The sequence below is a fragment of the Erysipelatoclostridium sp. MSK.7.34 genome, from assembly GCF_019041935.1.
In the GTDB taxonomy this organism is placed as follows: Bacteria; Bacillota_I; Bacilli_A; order Erysipelotrichales; family Coprobacillaceae; genus Thomasclavelia; species Thomasclavelia ramosa.
Genome location: NZ_JAHPYJ010000004.1, coordinates 88,948 through 107,128, shown reverse-complemented (window position 1 = coordinate 107,128; position 18,181 = coordinate 88,948). Strand labels below are relative to the sequence as shown.

The window sequence follows — 18,181 nt, the reverse complement described above, 5'->3', positions numbered from 1 at the left end:
ATTATGATTGTAAGTTGGAAAAAATTGGTATACTATATGTATCATAAGAAAAGGAGATGTATATATGTACGGAAAACTTGCTTGGGAAAAGTATAATGATGAACAAATTAATGATATTATGACTTTTAATGAAGGTTATAAAAATTATATTACCAAAGGTAAAACAGAACGGTTATGTGTCAGTGAAACTGTTAAACTGGCAATGGCACATGGATATAAAGAGTTAAATGAGGTAGATATTTTAAAACCGGGTGATAAAGTATATGTTACTAATATGAAAAAAAATATTGCTTTATTTGTTATTGGGAAAAAACCGCTAGAAGATGGAATGCGAATCTTAGGTGCTCATATTGATTCACCAAGAATGGATCTTAAACAAAACCCTTTATATGAAAGTGAAGGGTTTGCAATGCTTGATACACACTATTATGGTGGGGTAAAAAAATATCAATGGGTAACTATTCCACTGTCAATGGTAGGTGTTGTAGTAAAAAAAGATGGTACTGTGATAAATGTAAATATTGGTGAAGATGAAAATGATCCAGTCGTTGGAATTAGTGACCTGTTAGTTCATTTATCTGCTGATCAATTGAAAAAAGATGGTGCGAAAGTAATTGAAGGAGAAGACCTAGATGTTACTTTTGGAAGTATTCCTTTAAAGGATCATGAAAAAGATGCTGTAAAGGCAAATGTTTTAAAAATTCTAAAAGATAAATATGATTTTGATGAAGAAGATTTTTTAAGTGCGGAAATTGAAATCGTACCTAGTGGGAAAGCTCGTGACTATGGAATAGATCGTAGTATGGTTGCTGGTTATGGGCATGACGATCGTGTTTGTGCTTATACATCATTAATGGCTATTTTAGATATGGAAATGCCTGATTATACAAGCTGCTGTATTTTAGTAGATAAAGAAGAAATAGGAAGTGTTGGAGCAACTGGGGCACAGTCTTTATTCTTTGAAAATACGGTTAGCGAATTATTGTTGAAACAAGGAACAGATAGTTTCGTTAAAACAAGAAAAGCCATGGCTAATTCAAAAATGTTATCAAGTGATGTTAGCGCTGGAGTTGATCCATTGTATTTAAGTGTTAACGATAAGAAAAATGCTGCATATTTAGGTAAGGGAATAGTTTTTAATAAATATACTGGAGCTCGTGGTAAAAGTGGTTCTAATGATGCTAATCCTGAATATATGGCAGAAATTAGAAAAATCTTAGATGATGATAATATTTATTACCAAACAGCAGAATTAGGTAAAGTTGATCAAGGTGGTGGGGGAACAATCGCTTATATCCTTGGAAATTATAATATGAATGTAATAGATGCAGGAGTAGCAGTGTTAAATATGCATGCACCAATGGAAATTGTTAGTAAAGTGGATGTATATGAAGCTTATCTAGCATATCGCACATTCTTGAAACAAATTTAAGATATCTTCGGATATCTTTTATTTTTGGATTTGAACTAAAGATGATAAACCATAAGATAATTGCAGATAACAGTGATAAGTTATAGAAAGTTGCCCGTTTATTAAACCATTTTCTTGCTTAGAAAAAGACTTGCAGGAATTGTAATTTTAGTTATAATGTTTTAGGCTTGGAGGTGGAATGGATGAAAAATATGACTCAGGGTAATCCCCTAAAATTGATTTTGATGTTTTCTATGCCGCTGATGTTAGGAAATATTTTACAAGAGTTTTATACAATCGTAGATACGATTATTGTTGGGCAATTTTTAGGGGTAAAAGCTTTAGCTAGTATGGGGGCTGCAGGCTGGATCCAATGGATGCTCCTTAGTGTTGTTATGGGGTTCGCACAGGGCTTCTCGATTAAAGTCGCTAATTTATATGGTGCAAATAACCATGAGGGAATTTCTAAAACAATTGGTAATATTGTTATTGCTTGTCTTGTAATTGCACTACTTTTAACGATTAGTGGTGAGCTGATAATCATTCCAATTCTCAAACTCTTACAAACACCTAATGATATTATTCAAGGGGCAATTGCTTATTTACGAGTGATGGCTGGTGGTGTGACAATTACTTTGATGTATAATTTGCTATCATGTGTTCTACGGGCTTTTGGGAATAGTAAAACACCATTACTTGCAATGGTAATTGCAGCTTCATTAAATGTGGGGCTGGATCTGTTATTTGTCTGTGTTTTTCATTTGGGAATAGCTGGAGCTGCGATCGCAACAATATTAGCTCAGCTATTTGCCAGCTTATTTTGTTTACTGGTTTTATATAAACAAAGCATTTTTAGCTTAAAGTCTGAACACTTTAAAATTCAGCGGCATTTAATTTTTGAATTAGTAAAATTAGGGCTTCCTTTAGCCTTGCAAAACGGAATTATTTCAATTGGTGGGATGATCGTTCAATTTGTGGTGAATGGTTATGGAGTTATTTTTGTAGCCGGCTTTACTGCAACGAATAAATTATATGGTTTACTTGAAACAGCTGCTATTTCTTTTGGTTATGCTTTAACTACTTATAATGCGCAAAACTATGGAGCTCTTGAATATCAACGGGTTCGAGAAGGTGTTAATGCTTCAGCATTAATATCACTTGTTACTTCATTAATAATCGCTCTTATTATGATTGTTTTTGGCCGAAATATTTTAACTTTATTTGTATCAGGAAGTCAAAATGAAATTAATGCGGTTCTTGAGGTTGCTTATCACTACTTGTTTATTATGGCGGTCTGCCTACCGATCTTATATATATTACATACTTATCGAAATGCTTTACAGGGATTGGGAAATACAGTTATTCCAATGTTTTCTGGAATTGTAGAATTATTGATGCGTGTAGGAATAGCACTTTTCTTACCACTGTTTATGGGGCAGGAAGGAATTTATTATGCAGAAATTGTTGCTTGGACTGGAGCTGCTTTATTACTGTATATTAGCTATAAACGGACTAAACTGGGGGATTGATGAATCCGGTTTTAGTTATCAAAAATGTTGATAAAAAGAACTATTTTTAAACTGGAGAAGTCATGCTATAATGGGATTAAGGATGGTGAAAATTGTGGTAAAAGTTGAAGTGGTTCCGTATAATGAAGATTGGCCTCGTAAGTATGCGCTGGAAGCAAATGTGATTCGCAATATCGTTTTAGATGAATTAATTACAATTACACATGTTGGTTCAACTGCAGTTCCTGGATTAGTTGCTAAACCGATCATTGATATTTTGATCATCGTTGAAGACATAAATAAATTAGATCAGTTAGATCCTTTATTTAAAAAAGAAGACTATGAATGTTGTGGGGAGGACGGGATTTCAGGTCGACGTTTTTATTATAAAAGCGATGGTTCAATCCATGTTCATGCATTTGATGAAAGAAGTCATGATAAAATTGAATTGCTGATTTCTTTTTATGATTATTTAAAAGATAATCCTGATATTGCTAGGGAGTATGGTGAATTGAAGCTTTCATTAGCTAAAAAATATCCTGATAATATCAAAAAATATAAAAAGGGTAAAGAAGCTTTTACAAAAGAAATACAAACCAGAGCGTTAAAATGGTATCGTCATAAAGATGTCGAACAGATATAAATAGTTCTTAATTCCACTAATCAGCATATTAATTAGTGGAGGTAATAATATGGATAATAATAACAGTATTCGTTTTGAACACACACCTTATCATAATGTTTATTTAAAAGACCGTAAAAATATTGAATTAACAGGTGTGAAAAACATTGAAAGTTTTGATTCGCTAGAATTTTTAATTGAAACATCATTAGGTTTTTTAAATATTACGGGGACCGAATTATCGTTGACAAGGTTAGACCAAGAAAAATGTGAGGTTAGTATTAAAGGCAACATTGATGCTATTTCCTATGTTTCAAATAAAAAGAATCAAAAAGGAAAAGACAGTGTTTTTAATAAACTGCTTAAATAATGGACTTAGTAAAACAAATTCAAGGAATTAGTTATTCACTGGTTTTTGGTTTCACTTTCACTTTTATTTACAGTCTCATCAATCGTTTGTTTTATAAATACCACAAACGCATTTTTCGACTCATTTTACAGATTGTTATTGGTATTATTTTTGGGTATCTCTATTATCTTGGTCTGTTAGTTATTAATAATGGGGTCGTTCGAATATATTTTATTATTAGTATGGTAATTGGATATGTTCTCTATCTTAATTATTATAGCTATTATATGTTTTTTTTGATTGAAATAATTGTAAGTATGTTAAAATATCTTTTAAGACCGATAATATTCATTTTTAGGAAAATAAGTGGTATAATAAAACGCATGAAGAGGGTGGTAAAATGGCTAAAAGAAAAGTTTATAAAACCGTCAAAGGATTTGCCTACATGATTATAGGCTGCGGCTTGATGTTGACTTTATTTAATAGCGCCATAACTGTCTTCCAGCGTCAAGATGAAATTGCGGTTTTGGAAAAGGAAAAGAAAGCAGTAGAAAAAGAAAAAAAAGCTTTAGAAAATGAGATCAGTTTATTGAATGATGATGATTACGTAGCTCGTTACGCACGTGAAAATTATGTTTTCACGCGTGAAGGTGAACAAGTAGCGATCATTCCGGGCGTAGAATAAATAAGCACTTTGTGCTTATTTTTATTATTTATTGGAGGTAATTTATGTTTATAGAAGAGAATATGTATATGAGATCATTGCGAAGAAAGCGTAAAATCACAATTTATGTACCTGATGATTATGAAACTAGTAATAAGCGTTATCCGGTCTTGTACATAAATGATGGTCAAAATGCTTTTTTTGATGAGACTTCATATATGAAAATTAGTTGGGGATTTTATGATTATGTTCAAGCGCAGAACTTAGATGTTATCATGGTGGCGATTCCCTGCAATAACCGTTTAAATAAACGTGAAGATGAGTATGGACCATGGCGAATTGGTAAAGAAATTTTAATGATGGAATATGGTGATGATAGTTTAGAAATTGGTGGTGAAGGGGACAAGTATTTACGCTTTATTATTAAGCAGTTAAAACCTTATATTGATACTCATTTCCCTACGATTGTTGAAGATAGTGCGATGGTTGGTAGTTCAATGGGTGGAATCATTACAACTTATGCAGGATTAAAATATCCCCATATTTTTAAAAAGACGGCATCGCTATCTAGTGCATATTGGTTTTATATGGATGAACTTATTGATTTGATCCATCGGAGTGATTTAAGTGCTACGCAATGTTTTTATCTTGATCTAGGTGGTAATGAAGGTAATGGTGATGAAGAGATGAGCCGTATCTACTATGAGAGTAATGAGACAATATACAATGAGCTTATTAAGAAAAGTAATCGGATCGAAGGACGGTTCTTTGAAGAAGCTGGTCACAATGAGTATGAATGGCGTCAACGAGTGCCGATTTTTATGGACCTATTTTACAAATAAGAAAATAATTCGAGGTTTTAATAATTTATGCTATTATTAAAGTATTGGAGGATATTTTATGTATAAATTAATGTTGTCAGATTTAGATGAGACTTTATTGGTAAAGCATCACGTACCAGAATTTAATGTTGAAGCAATCAAAGCTGCTCGTAAAAAAGGATTAAAATTTGTTCCAGCTACAGGGCGGGCTTATAATATGATTCCGGAGATTTTAAAGGAAATCGATGCATATGATCAAGAAGGTGAATATTCAATTTGTTTTAATGGGGCATTGATTGTAGAAAATAAAAATGATCGTATCTTAAATTTTGAGGGAATATCGTTTGAAACAACTAAAATGCTTTTTGAAAAGGCTCGAGATTTTGATGTTTGTGTACTTATTTTCACAATTGATATGTGTTATATTTATAATGCTGATCCTGATGAGGTACAGCGTAAAACGGATCAAAAGGCACCGTTCGTTGTTATTGATGAATACAATATGGATGACTTGAAAGATGAAAAGATAGCAAAGATTTTGTATGAAAAAAGAGATATGCCGTATTTAAAGTCGATTGAAGTGGAAGTCAGTGAAATGATTGAAGGAAAAGCTTGTGCTAGTTATTCTTCAGGGCGTTATTTAGAATTTAATGCGATTGGAATTGATAAAGGTTTTGGGTTGCGCTGGCTAGCTAATTATTTAGGCATCGATATTAATGAAACAATTGCAATTGGTGATAATTATAATGATGTTGAAATGATTAAAGCGGCTAAGTTAGGGGTATGTGTAACATGTGCGACTGATGACATTAAGGAATTAGCGCAGTATGTCACTGAAGTTGATTATGATCAAGGAGCAGTAAAAGAAGTAATAGAAAAATTTGTATTGGAGGCAGAATAATGGGATATAAACTAATAGCATGTGATTTAGATGAAACCTTATTAAATGATGAGCATTTGGTTGGAGCGAAAAATGTCGCAGCAATCAAAAGAGCCCGAGAAGAATATGGCGTGAAATTTGTTCCAGCTACAGGACGAGGATTTATGCAAATTCAACCAGAGTTAAAAGAATTACAATTATATGACCTTGAGGGTGAATATGTAATTTCTTTTAATGGTGGAGCTTTAACAGAAAATAAAAATAATCGTATTATTGAGTTCAAAGGTTTAGAGTTTAGTAAGATGAAAGAAATTTTTGAAGCAGGATTAAATTTTGATGTTTGTATCCATGTTTATACGCCTGATAATTTATATGTGTTTAATTTAAGTGAATCGGAACGCCAAAGAATTAAAAATCAAAAGTTAGAAGCGGTATATCCTGAAGTTAATAGTGTTGATTTTTTAAAGGATACACCAATTTCTAAGATTTTGTATCAAAATGTTGATGTTCCTTATTTAATGAGTTTAGAAGAGGGGTTAAAACCAATTACTGATGGACATTGTGCGGTTAGTTATTCATCAAATCGTTACATGGAATTCAATGCTCTTGGGGTGGATAAAGGACAAGGATTGATTGATTTAGCAAATAAATTAGGCATCGCTATTGAAGAAACGATTGCTGTTGGTGATAATTATAATGATATGGCAATGTTAAAAGTGGCGGGCTTATCAGTCGCTGCTAACAATGCTGTAGATGATGTTAAAGCTGCATGTGATTATACAACAAATGCTAACAACAACGAAGGTGTTGTGGCAGAATTGATTGAGAAATTTATTTTTAATGAGATTTAAAGATATTGTTGAAATTGAGTTTCAACAAGATTATTATAAGCAGCTACATCAGTTTGTTGAAAATGAATATTTACATAAAACGATTTTTCCCCCAAAAGAAAATATTTTTAGAGCTTTAAATCTTTGTGATTATGAAAATGTTAAAGTAGTTATTTTAGGACAAGACCCTTATCATGAACTTCATCAGGCAAATGGATTGGCATTCAGTGTTTATCCGGGGGTTCGGATTCCCCCAAGTTTGGTTAATATTTATAAAGAGTTACAAGATGATTTAGGAACAATGATTCCTAATCATGGAGATCTCACAAAATGGGCTAAGCAAGGAGTCTTGTTGCTTAATAATGTGTTAACAGTTGAAGAAGGGCGGGCTAATAGTCATTCTGGTAAAGGTTGGGAAACTTTTACTTTAAATATTGTTAAAGCTTTAAATAAACGCCAAAAGCCGCTAGTATTTATTTTATGGGGAAATAATGCCCGTGCTAAAAAACAATATATCGACACTTCACGTCATTTGGTTTTAGAGAGTGCGCACCCTTCTCCACTATCAGCACATCGGGGATTCTTTGGTTCACATCCTTTTAGTAAGGCAAATGAATTTTTGATTAGGAATGGAATGCCAATGATTGATTGGCAAATTGATAATATTTAAAGGTTGGTTTATCAGTAATTATACTGATAAAGGCAACCTTTTTCTTAAGTTTTCTTAATCGTTATAGGATTCATTAAAAAAATATATTAAATACGTTATAATTAAAAGTGAAAAAAGGAGGGGACTAAAATGAATAGTGGTATTGGGATTATTTGGGCACCGGTTAGTGCTGGAACATTGGTTATTTGGGGACTTGGAATATTTGTTGCAGTTGTAGGAATGGTGTGGTTTGTTAAACGGCTCAAAAAAAAGATTCAATTATAAGATAAAAGAGGGATTTCGTAAAAGAAGTCCTTTTATTTTGAATCCTTATTTGTCATTATAGATAAATTGTATTAGAATAAGTTAAATTACTTGCAGAGGAGAAAATAATGTTTAATGATATTAAAAGTGCGCTAGTGTATATAGAGTCAAAGCGAACTAAGCGGACCTTGGAACAGTTTAAAGAGACAATTAAAAAATATGGCTTTAACATTTACCAAAAAAATATTATTCATATAGCTGGAACTAATGGTAAAGGTTCAACAACTAATTTTATTAAAGATATTATGGTTGAACATGGGTATCGTGTGGGAACATTTACATCACCATATCTTATTTGTCATAATGATCGTATTTGTATTAATGGGGAAATGATAAGTGATGAACGACTGCTGATGATTATTAACAGTCTTGTTGAGATTATTGAAAGCGAACAATTATCGATGTTTGAAATTGATATTTTGATCATGTTGCGTTATTTTGATGAAGAAGAACTAGATTATCGAATTATTGAAACAGGAATCGGGGGATTAAATGATAAAACTAATGTAATTGATAGTGTTTGCAGTGTGATAACTAATATCGGTTATGATCATCAGTTTATGTTAGGTGATACTTTAGCACAAATAGCTCATCATAAAGCTGGAATCATTAAACCTGAACAAACTTGTTTTACTAGCGAAATAAATAATGATTTGATTGATATTTTTAAAGCTGCAGCTGAAATTAAAAATAGTCAAGTAGTTAGTGTGGAGATAGATTGTGATTATCGATATCCTTATCATTTTAGCTGTTTAGGTTATGATTACCAGTTAAGTAATTGTGGTAGTTATCAGGTTGCTAATGCGACATTGGCGATTAATGTATGTGACTATTTGATTGAGTTAGATCATTCCTTAGTACAACGAGCTTTAGATGGATTTAGCTGGCCAGGCCGATTTGAAAAGTTTGGAAAGATTTATTTAGATGGGGCACATAATATCGATGGAATCAAGGCACTAATTAAGACATTACATGATCAACAAATAAAAAAGGCATTAGTTATCTTCAGTGCTTTGGGGGATAAAGATATTGAACAAATGGAAGCTTTATTAAGTGAATATCCATTGATTCAAGCAACATTTGCAGATGAACGGCTACAATTAGAGGGAATTGATTTTAAAGAAGCAATTAAAAATAATATTGATCTATATGATCATTTAATTATTACAGGCTCGTTACATTTTATTAGCACGGTCCGTAAATATCTTCAAAATAATTTAATTGAAAAGCAGGTATGATTCAAATTTACCTGCCTTTTTGTTTGTCAACAATAATAGTTACGATGACAGTGATTGCGAAGGTTGAGATAGCACCATATACCGCCTAGCATCAAAACTAAGAAGAAAAAACTCCCAGCGAGAATTAGGCTAATAACACTTGTATAAGCATAGGCTTCAATGATAATTGCTAATAGAGAAATTAGGATTAAGCCACTACTGCCGAGCGTAGCTAGATTACCGCAACAAGTATAAGCGTTATTTGGCGGGGTTAAAGCTTCGCTGATTAAGATACTGACGAGTCCAAAGATACCGAGGAATGCATTGATGATAAAGAAAATCTGATTGATATAAATTGAACTACCAAATATTAAAAATATAGCAATTGCAACAATAAGTGCAAAACTAATGATTAATAATTGTTTTTTTAGACAATTCATTATTTCCCTCCTTTCTAATATAACTTATGCATTCTTGAAAGAGAGATAAGATGAAAAAGCATAGAAAAAGAAGATAAAATCTTCTTAGTCAAAATTACGATTATACCAAGTTAGAAAAATATAGACGGTCCAAATTTTTCGCGCATTATTGTGAATTCCTTGATAATGTTCATCAAGAAGATAATTTAAATAGTCACAATTAAAATATTTTTGAGCACTTTTACTGTTGAAGAGTTCTTTAATAGGCTGATAATATTGTTCTTCTTTGATCCATTCATTTAAGGGAACAGGGAAACCAAGTTTTTTTCGTTCACTATTTTGAAGAGGAAGGGATTTTGCTGCCATTTTTCGAAAAATATACTTAGTTGCTTTTTTGTTGACCCGCAAATTTGTTGGTAAAATGGAACTAATAGCCCATACTTCTTTATCTAGATAGGGTACTCGCACTTCAAGTGAATTAGCCATGGAAATATGATCAGCTTTACGCAAAATATCGCCCCGTAGCCAAAAGTTTAAATCAATATACTGCATTTTAGTGATATCATCTTTTTTTGCAACATCACGGTAGTAAGCATTTGTTAAAACTTGTGGTGGGTATATAGGCCATTGTGGTTTAATTAGTTTTTTTAGCTCATGGTTTTGAAAAATAAATGCATTTCCAATAAATCGTTCTTCTATCTTTTGTCCAGCTCGGATTAAATATTGTTTACCTTTAAATTCATAATTGGTCTTTATTAAAATATTTTTAAGACCTTTACGAAGAAAGAAAGGAATTATTTTCGTTGGGGCTAGGGTCAGGGGGGTTTGATAGATATTATAACCTCCGAATAATTCATCAGCGCCTTCTCCTGATAATACTACTTTTACATGTTGACTAGCCAATTTAGTTAAATGATAGAGTGGGATGATCGAAGGATCGGCAACTGGTTCATCAAGAATATTTAAAATAGTAGGGATAGTATGCCAAAATTCATCTTTGGTAATTACTTTTTGATAGTTTTCAATATCTAAATATTGAGATAATTCTCGGGCTAAAGGGAGTTCGTTACAACGATGATCTTCAAAGCCGACACTAAAAGTTTTTTTTACTTGGCTGTTTGCTGCTAAGTAAGAAGAATCGATACCTCCAGATAGAAAAGAACCCATTTCAACATCTGCTAGGCGATGGTGGCTGATTGAATCTTTCAGCGTTGATTCAAGCATATTGAGGGCATCGGTTTCTTTTAAATTATCATCAAGATTATAATTGAATTTAAAGTAATGGGTTAGTTTTAGATTATCAGTAAATTCAAGATAATGAGCTGGTAAGAGTTGAAAGATGCCTCGGTAAAATGTTTCTGTTAAAGGATTATATTGAAAAGCTAAATAGCTTGAAAGGCACTGCTCGTTAAATTTTTTTTCAACTCCAGGATATTCAAACAATGCTTTGATCTCTGAAGCAAAAACTAATTCATTTTTAACAATTGTATAAAATAATGGTTTAATTCCAAAAATATCGCGCGCTATAAAAAGCGCCTTAGTATGTATGTTGTAGATGGCAAAAGCAAACATTCCTCGTAAATGATTAACAATATCATTACCGTATTCTTCGTATCCGTGGATGATTACTTCGCTATCGCTATTAGTCGTGAAAGTATGACCTAAAGAGATGAGTTTTGCTCGTAAGACTTGATAGTTGTATATTTCACCATTAAAAACGAGAATCAATGATTTATCTTCATTAAATAAAGGCTGGTTACCGCTGTCTAAATCAATGATACTTAAACGTCGCATCCCTAATGTGATTTTACTATCTTGATAGTATCCTTGATCATCTGGTCCGCGATGACTAATTTTTTGTAACATATTTTCAATAACGCTTTGATTGTTGGAAACGTTATTAGTATATCCAATAATTCCGCACATATAAATACCTCCATGGTGGCATTATATGCTTTAAATAATAGAAATGGGTAAAAGTTAAGCTTTATTAAATAATGCTAAGATAGATAAGAAAAAATTAAGAATAAATAAGAATCAATAAGGACTTAGTCCTTATTGATATGGATATTGATAATTAAGCGCTTCATCAAATTCAGCCCATTCAAGATAGACTAATTGTAATAAGTAGCGTTTGCCGGTTTTGGGATCGTGAAGAATAAAATGATCTCGTCCCGCCTGTTCAATAATACCTTTAAAGATTCTGTCCCGCCATTCATTGCTGCCGGTATACGTAAAGTAAAAGGTACCTAATTTCCCAACGTTGATCCGTAAAATATTTTCAACATATGCTTGATCAATAACTGGTGCTGGAGTTACTGAAGGTGTAGAAGGTGTTCCTGGGGTTTGGTTAGGGGTAGGGGCCGGAGCTGGCGTTGGGGTAGTATCAGGGGTTTCAGCTGGAGCTGGATCCTGCCGTACTAAATAAGGGTTTAAGTCATTAAAATAATCCATAATCGATCTCCTCGTATAATTTTTTATAAATCACAATTTAATTTTAAGCCTGGGTTATAAAAACAGTGTTGTTTAAAGCGACCGGATAAATTGCCATAGAATTTTTCTGGGCAAGCGACATTGGTACCGGGATTTTTAAACCATAGGGCATTAGTTGCCGGTTCATTTCGATAGCCGTTAATACAGCGTAATGCAATTTGCCGAAGCAGTTCGTTGACTGGTTCGTTAAAGAGTGGGGTTCCGACCCCGGAAAAAGCATTCTTTTGGTAGACTACTTCAGTGATGGTTCGGGTGTTTCGAAAAACATCACAGTTTGCAACAACGCGATTGATAACTACATTACCAACTAATAGCATACCTTGTTCTCCTTCACCTAAAGCTTCAGATTTAATAAGCCGCGCTAGTAAATCGACTTCTTCGGTTGAGTATTTAATTCGTGCCAAATTATCACCCCGTTATAATATATGCAGTTATTTATAAAAAATGATAGTTGTTTGAATTTAGGGAAAATTGCGGGGATAAAAATTATGATATCATTTTATTAAAAAAATAAATGAGAGTATAATATATGACAAGATACAATAATTATATTTCGTATAATTAATCTCGAATTTATTTCTAATTTATGGTAGAATTAAATTATAGGTAAAGCGCTTACATTAGACAAGGAGGTATTTAAAAATGGGAAGAGAGATTGTCGCAATGATTTTAGCTGGTGGACGTGGAACACGTCTAGAAGCCCTAACAGCTAAAGTAGCTAAACCAGCAGTACACTTTGGAGGTAAATATCGTATTATTGACTTTCCTTTAAGTAACTGCGCTAATTCGGGGATTGATATTGTTGGGGTGCTTACGCAATATGAATCTGTATTGTTAGGTACTTATGTTGGTGCCGGAACTAAATGGGGACTTGATGGAAAACAATCACTAGCTGCAATTTTACCGGCTCGTGAACGTGGTGAAGTAGGAGCAACCTGGTATGCTGGAACGGCTGATGCTATTTATCAAAACATTAGCTTTATCGATCAATATGATCCAGAATATGTTTTGATTTTATCTGGGGACCATATTTATAAAATGGATTATGATAAAATGCTTACAGCTCATAAACAACGTAAAGCTGATGCCACTATCGCTGTATTAAATGTATCATTAAAAGAAGCAAGCCGTTTTGGAATCATGAATACTTATGAAGATGGAACTATTTATGAATTCGATGAAAAACCAGAAAAACCAAAATCTACATTAGCATCAATGGGGATTTATATCTTTACTTATAAGCAATTAAGAAAATATTTAATTGCAGATGCCAAAAAAGAAGATAGTAAACATGATTTTGGAATGAACATTATTCCTGACATGTTAAATGATAACAAGAAATTATATGCTTATGAATTTGATGGATATTGGAAAGATGTTGGAACTGTTGAAAGCTTATGGCAGGCTAACATGGACTTGTTAAAAGATAAAGATCTTGATTTATATAACATCAAGAAAGATTGGAAGATCTATACTGAAGATACTTTAGGAAAACCACAAATTATCGGGGATCAAGCTAAAGTTAAAAATTCTTTGATTACACAAGGATGTTTAGTTAATGGTAATGTTGAAGGATCAGTTTTATTCAACAACGTTAATGTTGGTGAAGGGGCTAAAGTTATTGATTCAGTATTAATGCCAGGGGTATTAGTTGAAGAAGGCGCTGAAGTGTATAAAGCAATTGTTGATGAAGGTGTAGTTATTCGTGCAAAAACTAAGATCAACAAAGAAGCTAAAGAAGTTGCTTTGGTTAGTGATAATAAGTAGGGGAGGAAATAGAGATGGTAAAAGCAATTGGTATAGTTAATTTACACTCAGATGTAGATTTTGTCGGTCTTACAGAGAGAAGACCAGTAGCGTCTGTTAGTTTTTTAGGACGTTATGCATTGATTGATTTCGTATTATCTAATATGTCAAATTCAACAATTGATGCAGTCGGAGTATTGATTCAAAAAAAACCAAGATCATTATTTAAACACTTAGGTAATGGTGATTCTTGGAACTTTAACTCTAAAGCTGGTGGGGTTTCATTATTATATAATGAAAAATACGCCAATAACCCTAATTATAATCATGATATTAATAATTTAATTGAAAATATCGCTTTTTTAGAAGCTAATAAGGCTGATTATGTTGTGATTGCTCCAGCACATATCATAACAACAATGGATTATGAAGATGTAATTGAAAATCACGAAAAAACCGGTGCTGAAATTACAATGGTATATAAGAAAGTTCATGATGCTAATGAAGCATATATTGGATGTGATTGCTTAACGATCAAAGATAAAGTTGTAACGGCTGTAGAACGTAATAAGGGTAGTCGTAAAGATCGTAGTATTTCATTAGAAACTTATGTAATTAATACAAAAACTTTATTAAAAGTAATGAAGCAGGCGCAAAAAATCAGTTCATTCTTTAGTTTAAAAGATGTACTGGGTTATTTATGTGATGAAAAACAAATTAATGCTTATGAATATAAAGGTTATGCACGCTGCATTGATTCATTAGAACATTATTATAAATATTCATTAGAGTTCTTAGATTTAGATGTGTCATCAGCAGTATTTAAAAGCAACTGGCCGATTTACACAATCACAAATGATACACCTCCAGCAAAATATTTAACAGAATCAGATGTAACAAGATCATTTGTTGCAAATGGAGCAATGATCAATGGGACGGTGGAAAATAGCATAATTGGACGTGATGTAGTAATTGGGACCGGTGCAGTAGTAAAAAATTGTATTCTATTCTCAGGTTCAGTGGTTAATCCAGGAGCGCATCTAGAAAATGTAATTATGGATAAGACTTCTAAAGTACAACGGCAATTGAATTTAAAAGGTGACGCAACTACGCCATTGTATATTAAAGAAGGAGATGTGGTTTAATGCGAGTTTTATTTGCAACATCTGAAGCGACGCCGTTTATCAAATCGGGTGGGCTTGCAGATGTCCTAGGTTCTTTACCAAAAGAGATGGTAAAGAAAGGTGTTGAAAGTATTGTAGTGCTGCCAAAGTATCAAGATATGAAATTGGCTGATGAAATTGAATATGTCACTAGTTTTGATATTTGGGTAGGATGGCGAAAAGTATATTGTGGTGTGTTTACTTATGAATTAGACGGGGTACGTTTCTATTTTATTGATAATGAACAATATTTTAGAAGACCTGGTTTGTATGGCTATGATGATGATTATGAAAGATTTGCATATTTTGATTTTGCAGTTCTTGAATTGATTTCTCATCTTGATATTAAGCCGGATGTTCTTCATTTGCATGATTGGCAAACAGCGATGATTGCGATGTTATATAAAGAAAGATATTGTTATTATGAACATTACGATAATATTAAAATCGTCTTTACAATTCATAATATTGCTTTCCAGGGAAAAGCTGACCCTAAATTGTTAAGTGAGTTATTTGGATTAGATAATTATTTATACTATAATGGTAATTGTCGAAATGATGGATGTTTAAATATGATGAAAGCAGCTATTTTCTATAGTGATATTATTACAACTGTTTCACCAACTTATGCACGTGAAATTTTAACTCCAGAGTATGGAGAAGGTTTACAAAATATCTTAGAAATGCGAAAATATGATTTGTATGGTATTTTAAATGGTGTTGATTATGATGTAATTAATCCAGCAACAGATCCTCAAATCGTTAAAAATTATGATTTAGAGACGGTGTTTAAAGATAAAATTGTAAACAAATTAGCTTTACAAAAAGAAGTGGGATTGCCTGAAGATAAAGATGTTGCACTAATTGGGATCGTGACACGATTAACTAAACAAAAAGGATTAGATTTAATTATCAATCAATTTAGTGAAATGTGCAGTCGTAAGGTTCAAATCTTGATTCTTGGTGCCGGTGATCAGGTTTATGAAGATGCCTTAAAAGGAATCGCATATCACCACCAAGATACTGTTTCATTACAGTTAAAATACGATTTTGGGTTATCTTGTCGTATTTATGCAGGGTGTGATATGTTCTTAATGCCATCGTTATTTGAACCTTGTGGGTTATCACAGATGATGTCTCTTCGATATGGAACGATTCCAATCGTAAGGGAAACTGGTGGTTTAAAAGATAGCGTTGAGCCATATGATGAATATGCTGATACTGGAACTGGATTTAGTTTTGCAAACTATAACGCTCATGAAATGATGAAAACAATTGACTATGCTTTAAAGGTTTACGATGAAGATCCTGAGGCATGGAAAGGAATCATGACTAGAGCAATGCAGGCAAAGTTAGATTGGGATGCTAGCGCTGACCAATATTTAAAAGTATTTAATTCGTTAATAGGATAAAAGACAGAGCAATCTGTCTTTTCCTTTCCAAAGGAGAAGGTATGATAAAAGCAATTTTTTTTGATGTAGATGGAACATTGATTTCTAAAAGCAGATCAGTGCTTAGTGAGGGTGTAATAGCAGCTTTAAAACAGCTTCAAGAAAAGGGAATCAAATTATTTATTGCAAGTGGACGTCACTATTTAGAATTAGATGAGTTAGGGATAAATACTCAATTTACATTTGATGGTTACCTAACATTGAACGGAGGGTATTGTTTTAATCAGGAAGGGGTTATTTATAAAAATCCCATTAATTCTAAAGATGTAGAAAGAATCGTTGATCATGTAACTAAACATCAGTTGGCTTGTAGTTTTGTTGAAGGAGATGATTTGTATATTAATTTAATTAATGATCTGGTTGTTGCTGCACAGACGGCAATCAATACCTCATTACCACCGAAAAAAGATGTTTCACGAGCCTTGATTAATGATGTTTATCAAATCGATCCTTTTGTAACAAAAGAGGAGATAGAAGAACTGGTAGCTTTAACGCAACATTGCAAATATACTCAGTGGCATGATGGAGCTTATGATATTATTCCCAAGCAAGGTGGGAAGCAAGAAGGAATCAGTGCTATCTTGGATCATTATAAAATCAAGGTTGAGGAAACGATGGCTTTTGGTGATGGACATAATGATATAGATATGCTCCAGTTTGTTGGTACGGGAATTTGTATGGAAAATGGCTGTGCAGAAACAAAGGCAGTGTGTGATTACATAACAGATAATGTCGACAATGATGGGATTGTGTCGGCTTTACGATATTTTGGCTTATTATAAAATAATTGTGGGCTAAATAAGGTTGTAATCGGTTGGAGAGTTGTGTAAAATGGGATAGTAGAGGAGTGGTTGTAATGAAAAAAATAATGAAAATACTTGTTACAACTTTATGCTTGTGTCTTGTGACAGCTTGTGGCGCGCGGGATAAAGATGTTAACTTAGAAAAAAGTGGAACTAAGTATAGTACTGATGATGGAGTTAGTTTTTATTATCCAAGTAATTATGAGATTACTGCAAATGCAACTGATACAGATACAGTAGAATTCTCTAAGGACAACAACACATTGTATTTTAAAGTAATTAAAGATGAAACTGATAATGTTGTTGAAGATAAAGATGAATTATATACTGGTGAAATTGAGCAAAGTGGTGCTTCGGAGATTGAGGTATCCAAACCGGTTTTAGACAGTGGTCTTGATGTTTATCAATATGTATTTGTTCATAGTGATACTGGAATTAGAGCCAAAGAGATAGTTTACTTTAGTGATGATAATACTTATATTTATGGATATCGTGCTGCTAAAGATGATTTTGAGGATAACGATAAAGATATGACAGTATATTTGCAGAGTTTTTCTATGGCAACAGGTAAATAAGTTGTATTTCGTGAATGATTTTGTTAAGATAAACATATATTTAAATTATAGGTAAACGAAGTAGATTATTAGAAGTTAATAGAGATAGCCTGATGGTGGAAACGGCTAAATGGAAATAATTGAACTGCCCTTATCTGAGTCTTTTGAAAAGAAAGAACGTGAACTAGCGTTAATAGTAATCTTAAAGCATCTATTATCGGGTGGAAGAACACAATGGTGTCCTGATAGTAATATGCTTTTTTATTTATGGAGGTAA

22 protein-coding genes are annotated in these 18,181 nt (G+C 32.8%); 18 read left to right on the top strand and 4 right to left on the bottom strand.

The genetic code is table 11. The annotated features are described in order from the left end of the window. The first annotated feature begins 64 nt into the window (after window positions 1–64). From KTF99_RS04380 to KTF99_RS04330, 12 genes are all read left to right on the top strand, one after another. Window positions 65–1,432 carry an aminopeptidase gene (locus KTF99_RS04380; protein WP_008793082.1) on the top strand — a complete coding sequence of 456 codons (1,368 nt, stop codon included), beginning with the start codon at window positions 65–67 and terminating at the stop codon, window positions 1,430–1,432. A 182-nt stretch (window positions 1,433–1,614) separates the two neighbouring features. Further along, entirely contained in the window at window positions 1,615–2,940 is a 1,326-nt protein-coding gene (locus KTF99_RS04375) for an MATE family efflux transporter (RefSeq protein ID WP_003536965.1), read from the top strand. A gap of 82 nt (window positions 2,941–3,022) precedes the next feature. Next, window positions 3,023–3,562, top strand: coding sequence for a GrpB family protein (locus KTF99_RS04370; RefSeq protein ID WP_008793081.1), 540 nt, complete (start codon window positions 3,023–3,025; stop codon window positions 3,560–3,562). A 49-nt stretch (window positions 3,563–3,611) separates the two neighbouring features. Continuing rightward, window positions 3,612–3,911: a sporulation protein YabP gene (gene yabP / locus KTF99_RS04365; protein ID WP_003536967.1), complete on the top strand. Its 300-nt coding sequence runs from the start codon at window positions 3,612–3,614 to the stop codon at window positions 3,909–3,911. Further along, complete coding sequence (gene yabQ / locus KTF99_RS04360; RefSeq protein ID WP_003536968.1) at window positions 3,911–4,339, top strand: spore cortex biosynthesis protein YabQ; 429 nt, start codon at window positions 3,911–3,913, stop codon at window positions 4,337–4,339. The genes yabP and yabQ overlap by 1 nt, the downstream gene beginning before the upstream one ends. Then, window positions 4,291–4,575: a septum formation initiator family protein gene (locus tag KTF99_RS04355; RefSeq protein WP_008793080.1), complete on the top strand. Its 285-nt coding sequence runs from the start codon at window positions 4,291–4,293 to the stop codon at window positions 4,573–4,575. The genes yabQ and KTF99_RS04355 overlap by 49 nt, the downstream gene beginning before the upstream one ends. 44 nt (window positions 4,576–4,619) lie before the next feature. Next, complete coding sequence (locus KTF99_RS04350) at window positions 4,620–5,396, top strand: alpha/beta hydrolase (protein WP_003536970.1); 777 nt, start codon at window positions 4,620–4,622, stop codon at window positions 5,394–5,396. A 58-nt stretch (window positions 5,397–5,454) separates the two neighbouring features. Beyond that, window positions 5,455–6,276, top strand: a complete 822-nt coding sequence (locus KTF99_RS04345) for a Cof-type HAD-IIB family hydrolase (RefSeq protein WP_029481231.1) — start codon at window positions 5,455–5,457, stop codon at window positions 6,274–6,276. Then, the gene (locus KTF99_RS04340) at window positions 6,276–7,106 is read left to right on the top strand and encodes a Cof-type HAD-IIB family hydrolase (RefSeq protein ID WP_003536973.1); all 831 of its coding nucleotides are present in this window, start codon (window positions 6,276–6,278) and stop codon (window positions 7,104–7,106) included. Before KTF99_RS04345 ends, KTF99_RS04340 begins: the two co-directional genes overlap by 1 nt. Continuing rightward, complete coding sequence (locus tag KTF99_RS04335; RefSeq protein WP_003536975.1) at window positions 7,096–7,755, top strand: uracil-DNA glycosylase; 660 nt, start codon at window positions 7,096–7,098, stop codon at window positions 7,753–7,755. Before KTF99_RS04340 ends, KTF99_RS04335 begins: the two co-directional genes overlap by 11 nt. A gap of 129 nt (window positions 7,756–7,884) precedes the next feature. Further along, window positions 7,885–8,019 (top strand): hypothetical protein, encoded by a 135-nt coding sequence (locus KTF99_RS17360; protein ID WP_003536977.1) that lies wholly within the window; start codon window positions 7,885–7,887, stop codon window positions 8,017–8,019. Between the two features lie 107 nt (window positions 8,020–8,126). Then, complete coding sequence (locus KTF99_RS04330; protein WP_003536979.1) at window positions 8,127–9,296, top strand: bifunctional folylpolyglutamate synthase/dihydrofolate synthase; 1,170 nt, start codon at window positions 8,127–8,129, stop codon at window positions 9,294–9,296. Between the two features lie 26 nt (window positions 9,297–9,322). Here KTF99_RS04330 and KTF99_RS04325 read toward each other — a convergent pair whose 3' ends face one another. The 4 genes from KTF99_RS04325 to KTF99_RS04310 all read right to left on the bottom strand — a co-directional run bounded on the left by KTF99_RS04325 (window position 9,323) and on the right by KTF99_RS04310 (window position 12,591). Continuing rightward, entirely contained in the window at window positions 9,323–9,715 is a 393-nt protein-coding gene (locus tag KTF99_RS04325; protein ID WP_003536981.1) for a hypothetical protein, read from the bottom strand. Between the two features lie 84 nt (window positions 9,716–9,799). Continuing rightward, window positions 9,800–11,620 (bottom strand): asparagine synthase (glutamine-hydrolyzing), encoded by a 1,821-nt coding sequence (asnB, locus tag KTF99_RS04320; protein WP_008793077.1) that lies wholly within the window; start codon window positions 11,618–11,620, stop codon window positions 9,800–9,802. Window positions 11,621–11,749: 129 nt separating this feature from the next. Continuing rightward, window positions 11,750–12,148 carry a spore coat protein GerQ gene (gene gerQ / locus KTF99_RS04315; RefSeq protein ID WP_003536985.1) on the bottom strand — a complete coding sequence of 133 codons (399 nt, stop codon included), beginning with the start codon at window positions 12,146–12,148 and terminating at the stop codon, window positions 11,750–11,752. Between the two features lie 23 nt (window positions 12,149–12,171). Next, a complete protein-coding gene (locus KTF99_RS04310; protein ID WP_003536987.1) occupies window positions 12,172–12,591 on the bottom strand; it encodes a cell wall hydrolase in 420 nt (139 codons plus the stop codon). A 238-nt stretch (window positions 12,592–12,829) separates the two neighbouring features. On the opposite strand from KTF99_RS04310, the gene KTF99_RS04305 reads away from it, so the two are divergent. The 6 genes from KTF99_RS04305 (at window position 12,830) to KTF99_RS04280 (ending at window position 18,181) form a co-directional block, all read left to right on the top strand. Then, window positions 12,830–13,954, top strand: coding sequence for a glucose-1-phosphate adenylyltransferase (locus KTF99_RS04305; RefSeq protein WP_003536989.1), 1,125 nt, complete (start codon window positions 12,830–12,832; stop codon window positions 13,952–13,954). Between the two features lie 14 nt (window positions 13,955–13,968). Further along, entirely contained in the window at window positions 13,969–15,078 is a 1,110-nt protein-coding gene (glgD, locus tag KTF99_RS04300) for a glucose-1-phosphate adenylyltransferase subunit GlgD (RefSeq protein ID WP_003536992.1), read from the top strand. Then, window positions 15,078–16,508 (top strand): glycogen synthase GlgA, encoded by a 1,431-nt coding sequence (gene glgA / locus KTF99_RS04295; protein ID WP_003536993.1) that lies wholly within the window; start codon window positions 15,078–15,080, stop codon window positions 16,506–16,508. Before glgD ends, glgA begins: the two co-directional genes overlap by 1 nt. A 41-nt stretch (window positions 16,509–16,549) precedes the next feature. After that, window positions 16,550–17,329 carry a Cof-type HAD-IIB family hydrolase gene (locus tag KTF99_RS04290; protein WP_008793074.1) on the top strand — a complete coding sequence of 260 codons (780 nt, stop codon included), beginning with the start codon at window positions 16,550–16,552 and terminating at the stop codon, window positions 17,327–17,329. 74 nt (window positions 17,330–17,403) lie between these two features. Then, the gene (locus KTF99_RS04285; protein ID WP_008793073.1) at window positions 17,404–17,925 is read left to right on the top strand and encodes a hypothetical protein; all 522 of its coding nucleotides are present in this window, start codon (window positions 17,404–17,406) and stop codon (window positions 17,923–17,925) included. A gap of 109 nt (window positions 17,926–18,034) precedes the next feature. After that, window positions 18,035–18,181: a hypothetical protein gene (locus KTF99_RS04280; RefSeq protein ID WP_003536998.1), complete on the top strand. Its 147-nt coding sequence runs from the start codon at window positions 18,035–18,037 to the stop codon at window positions 18,179–18,181.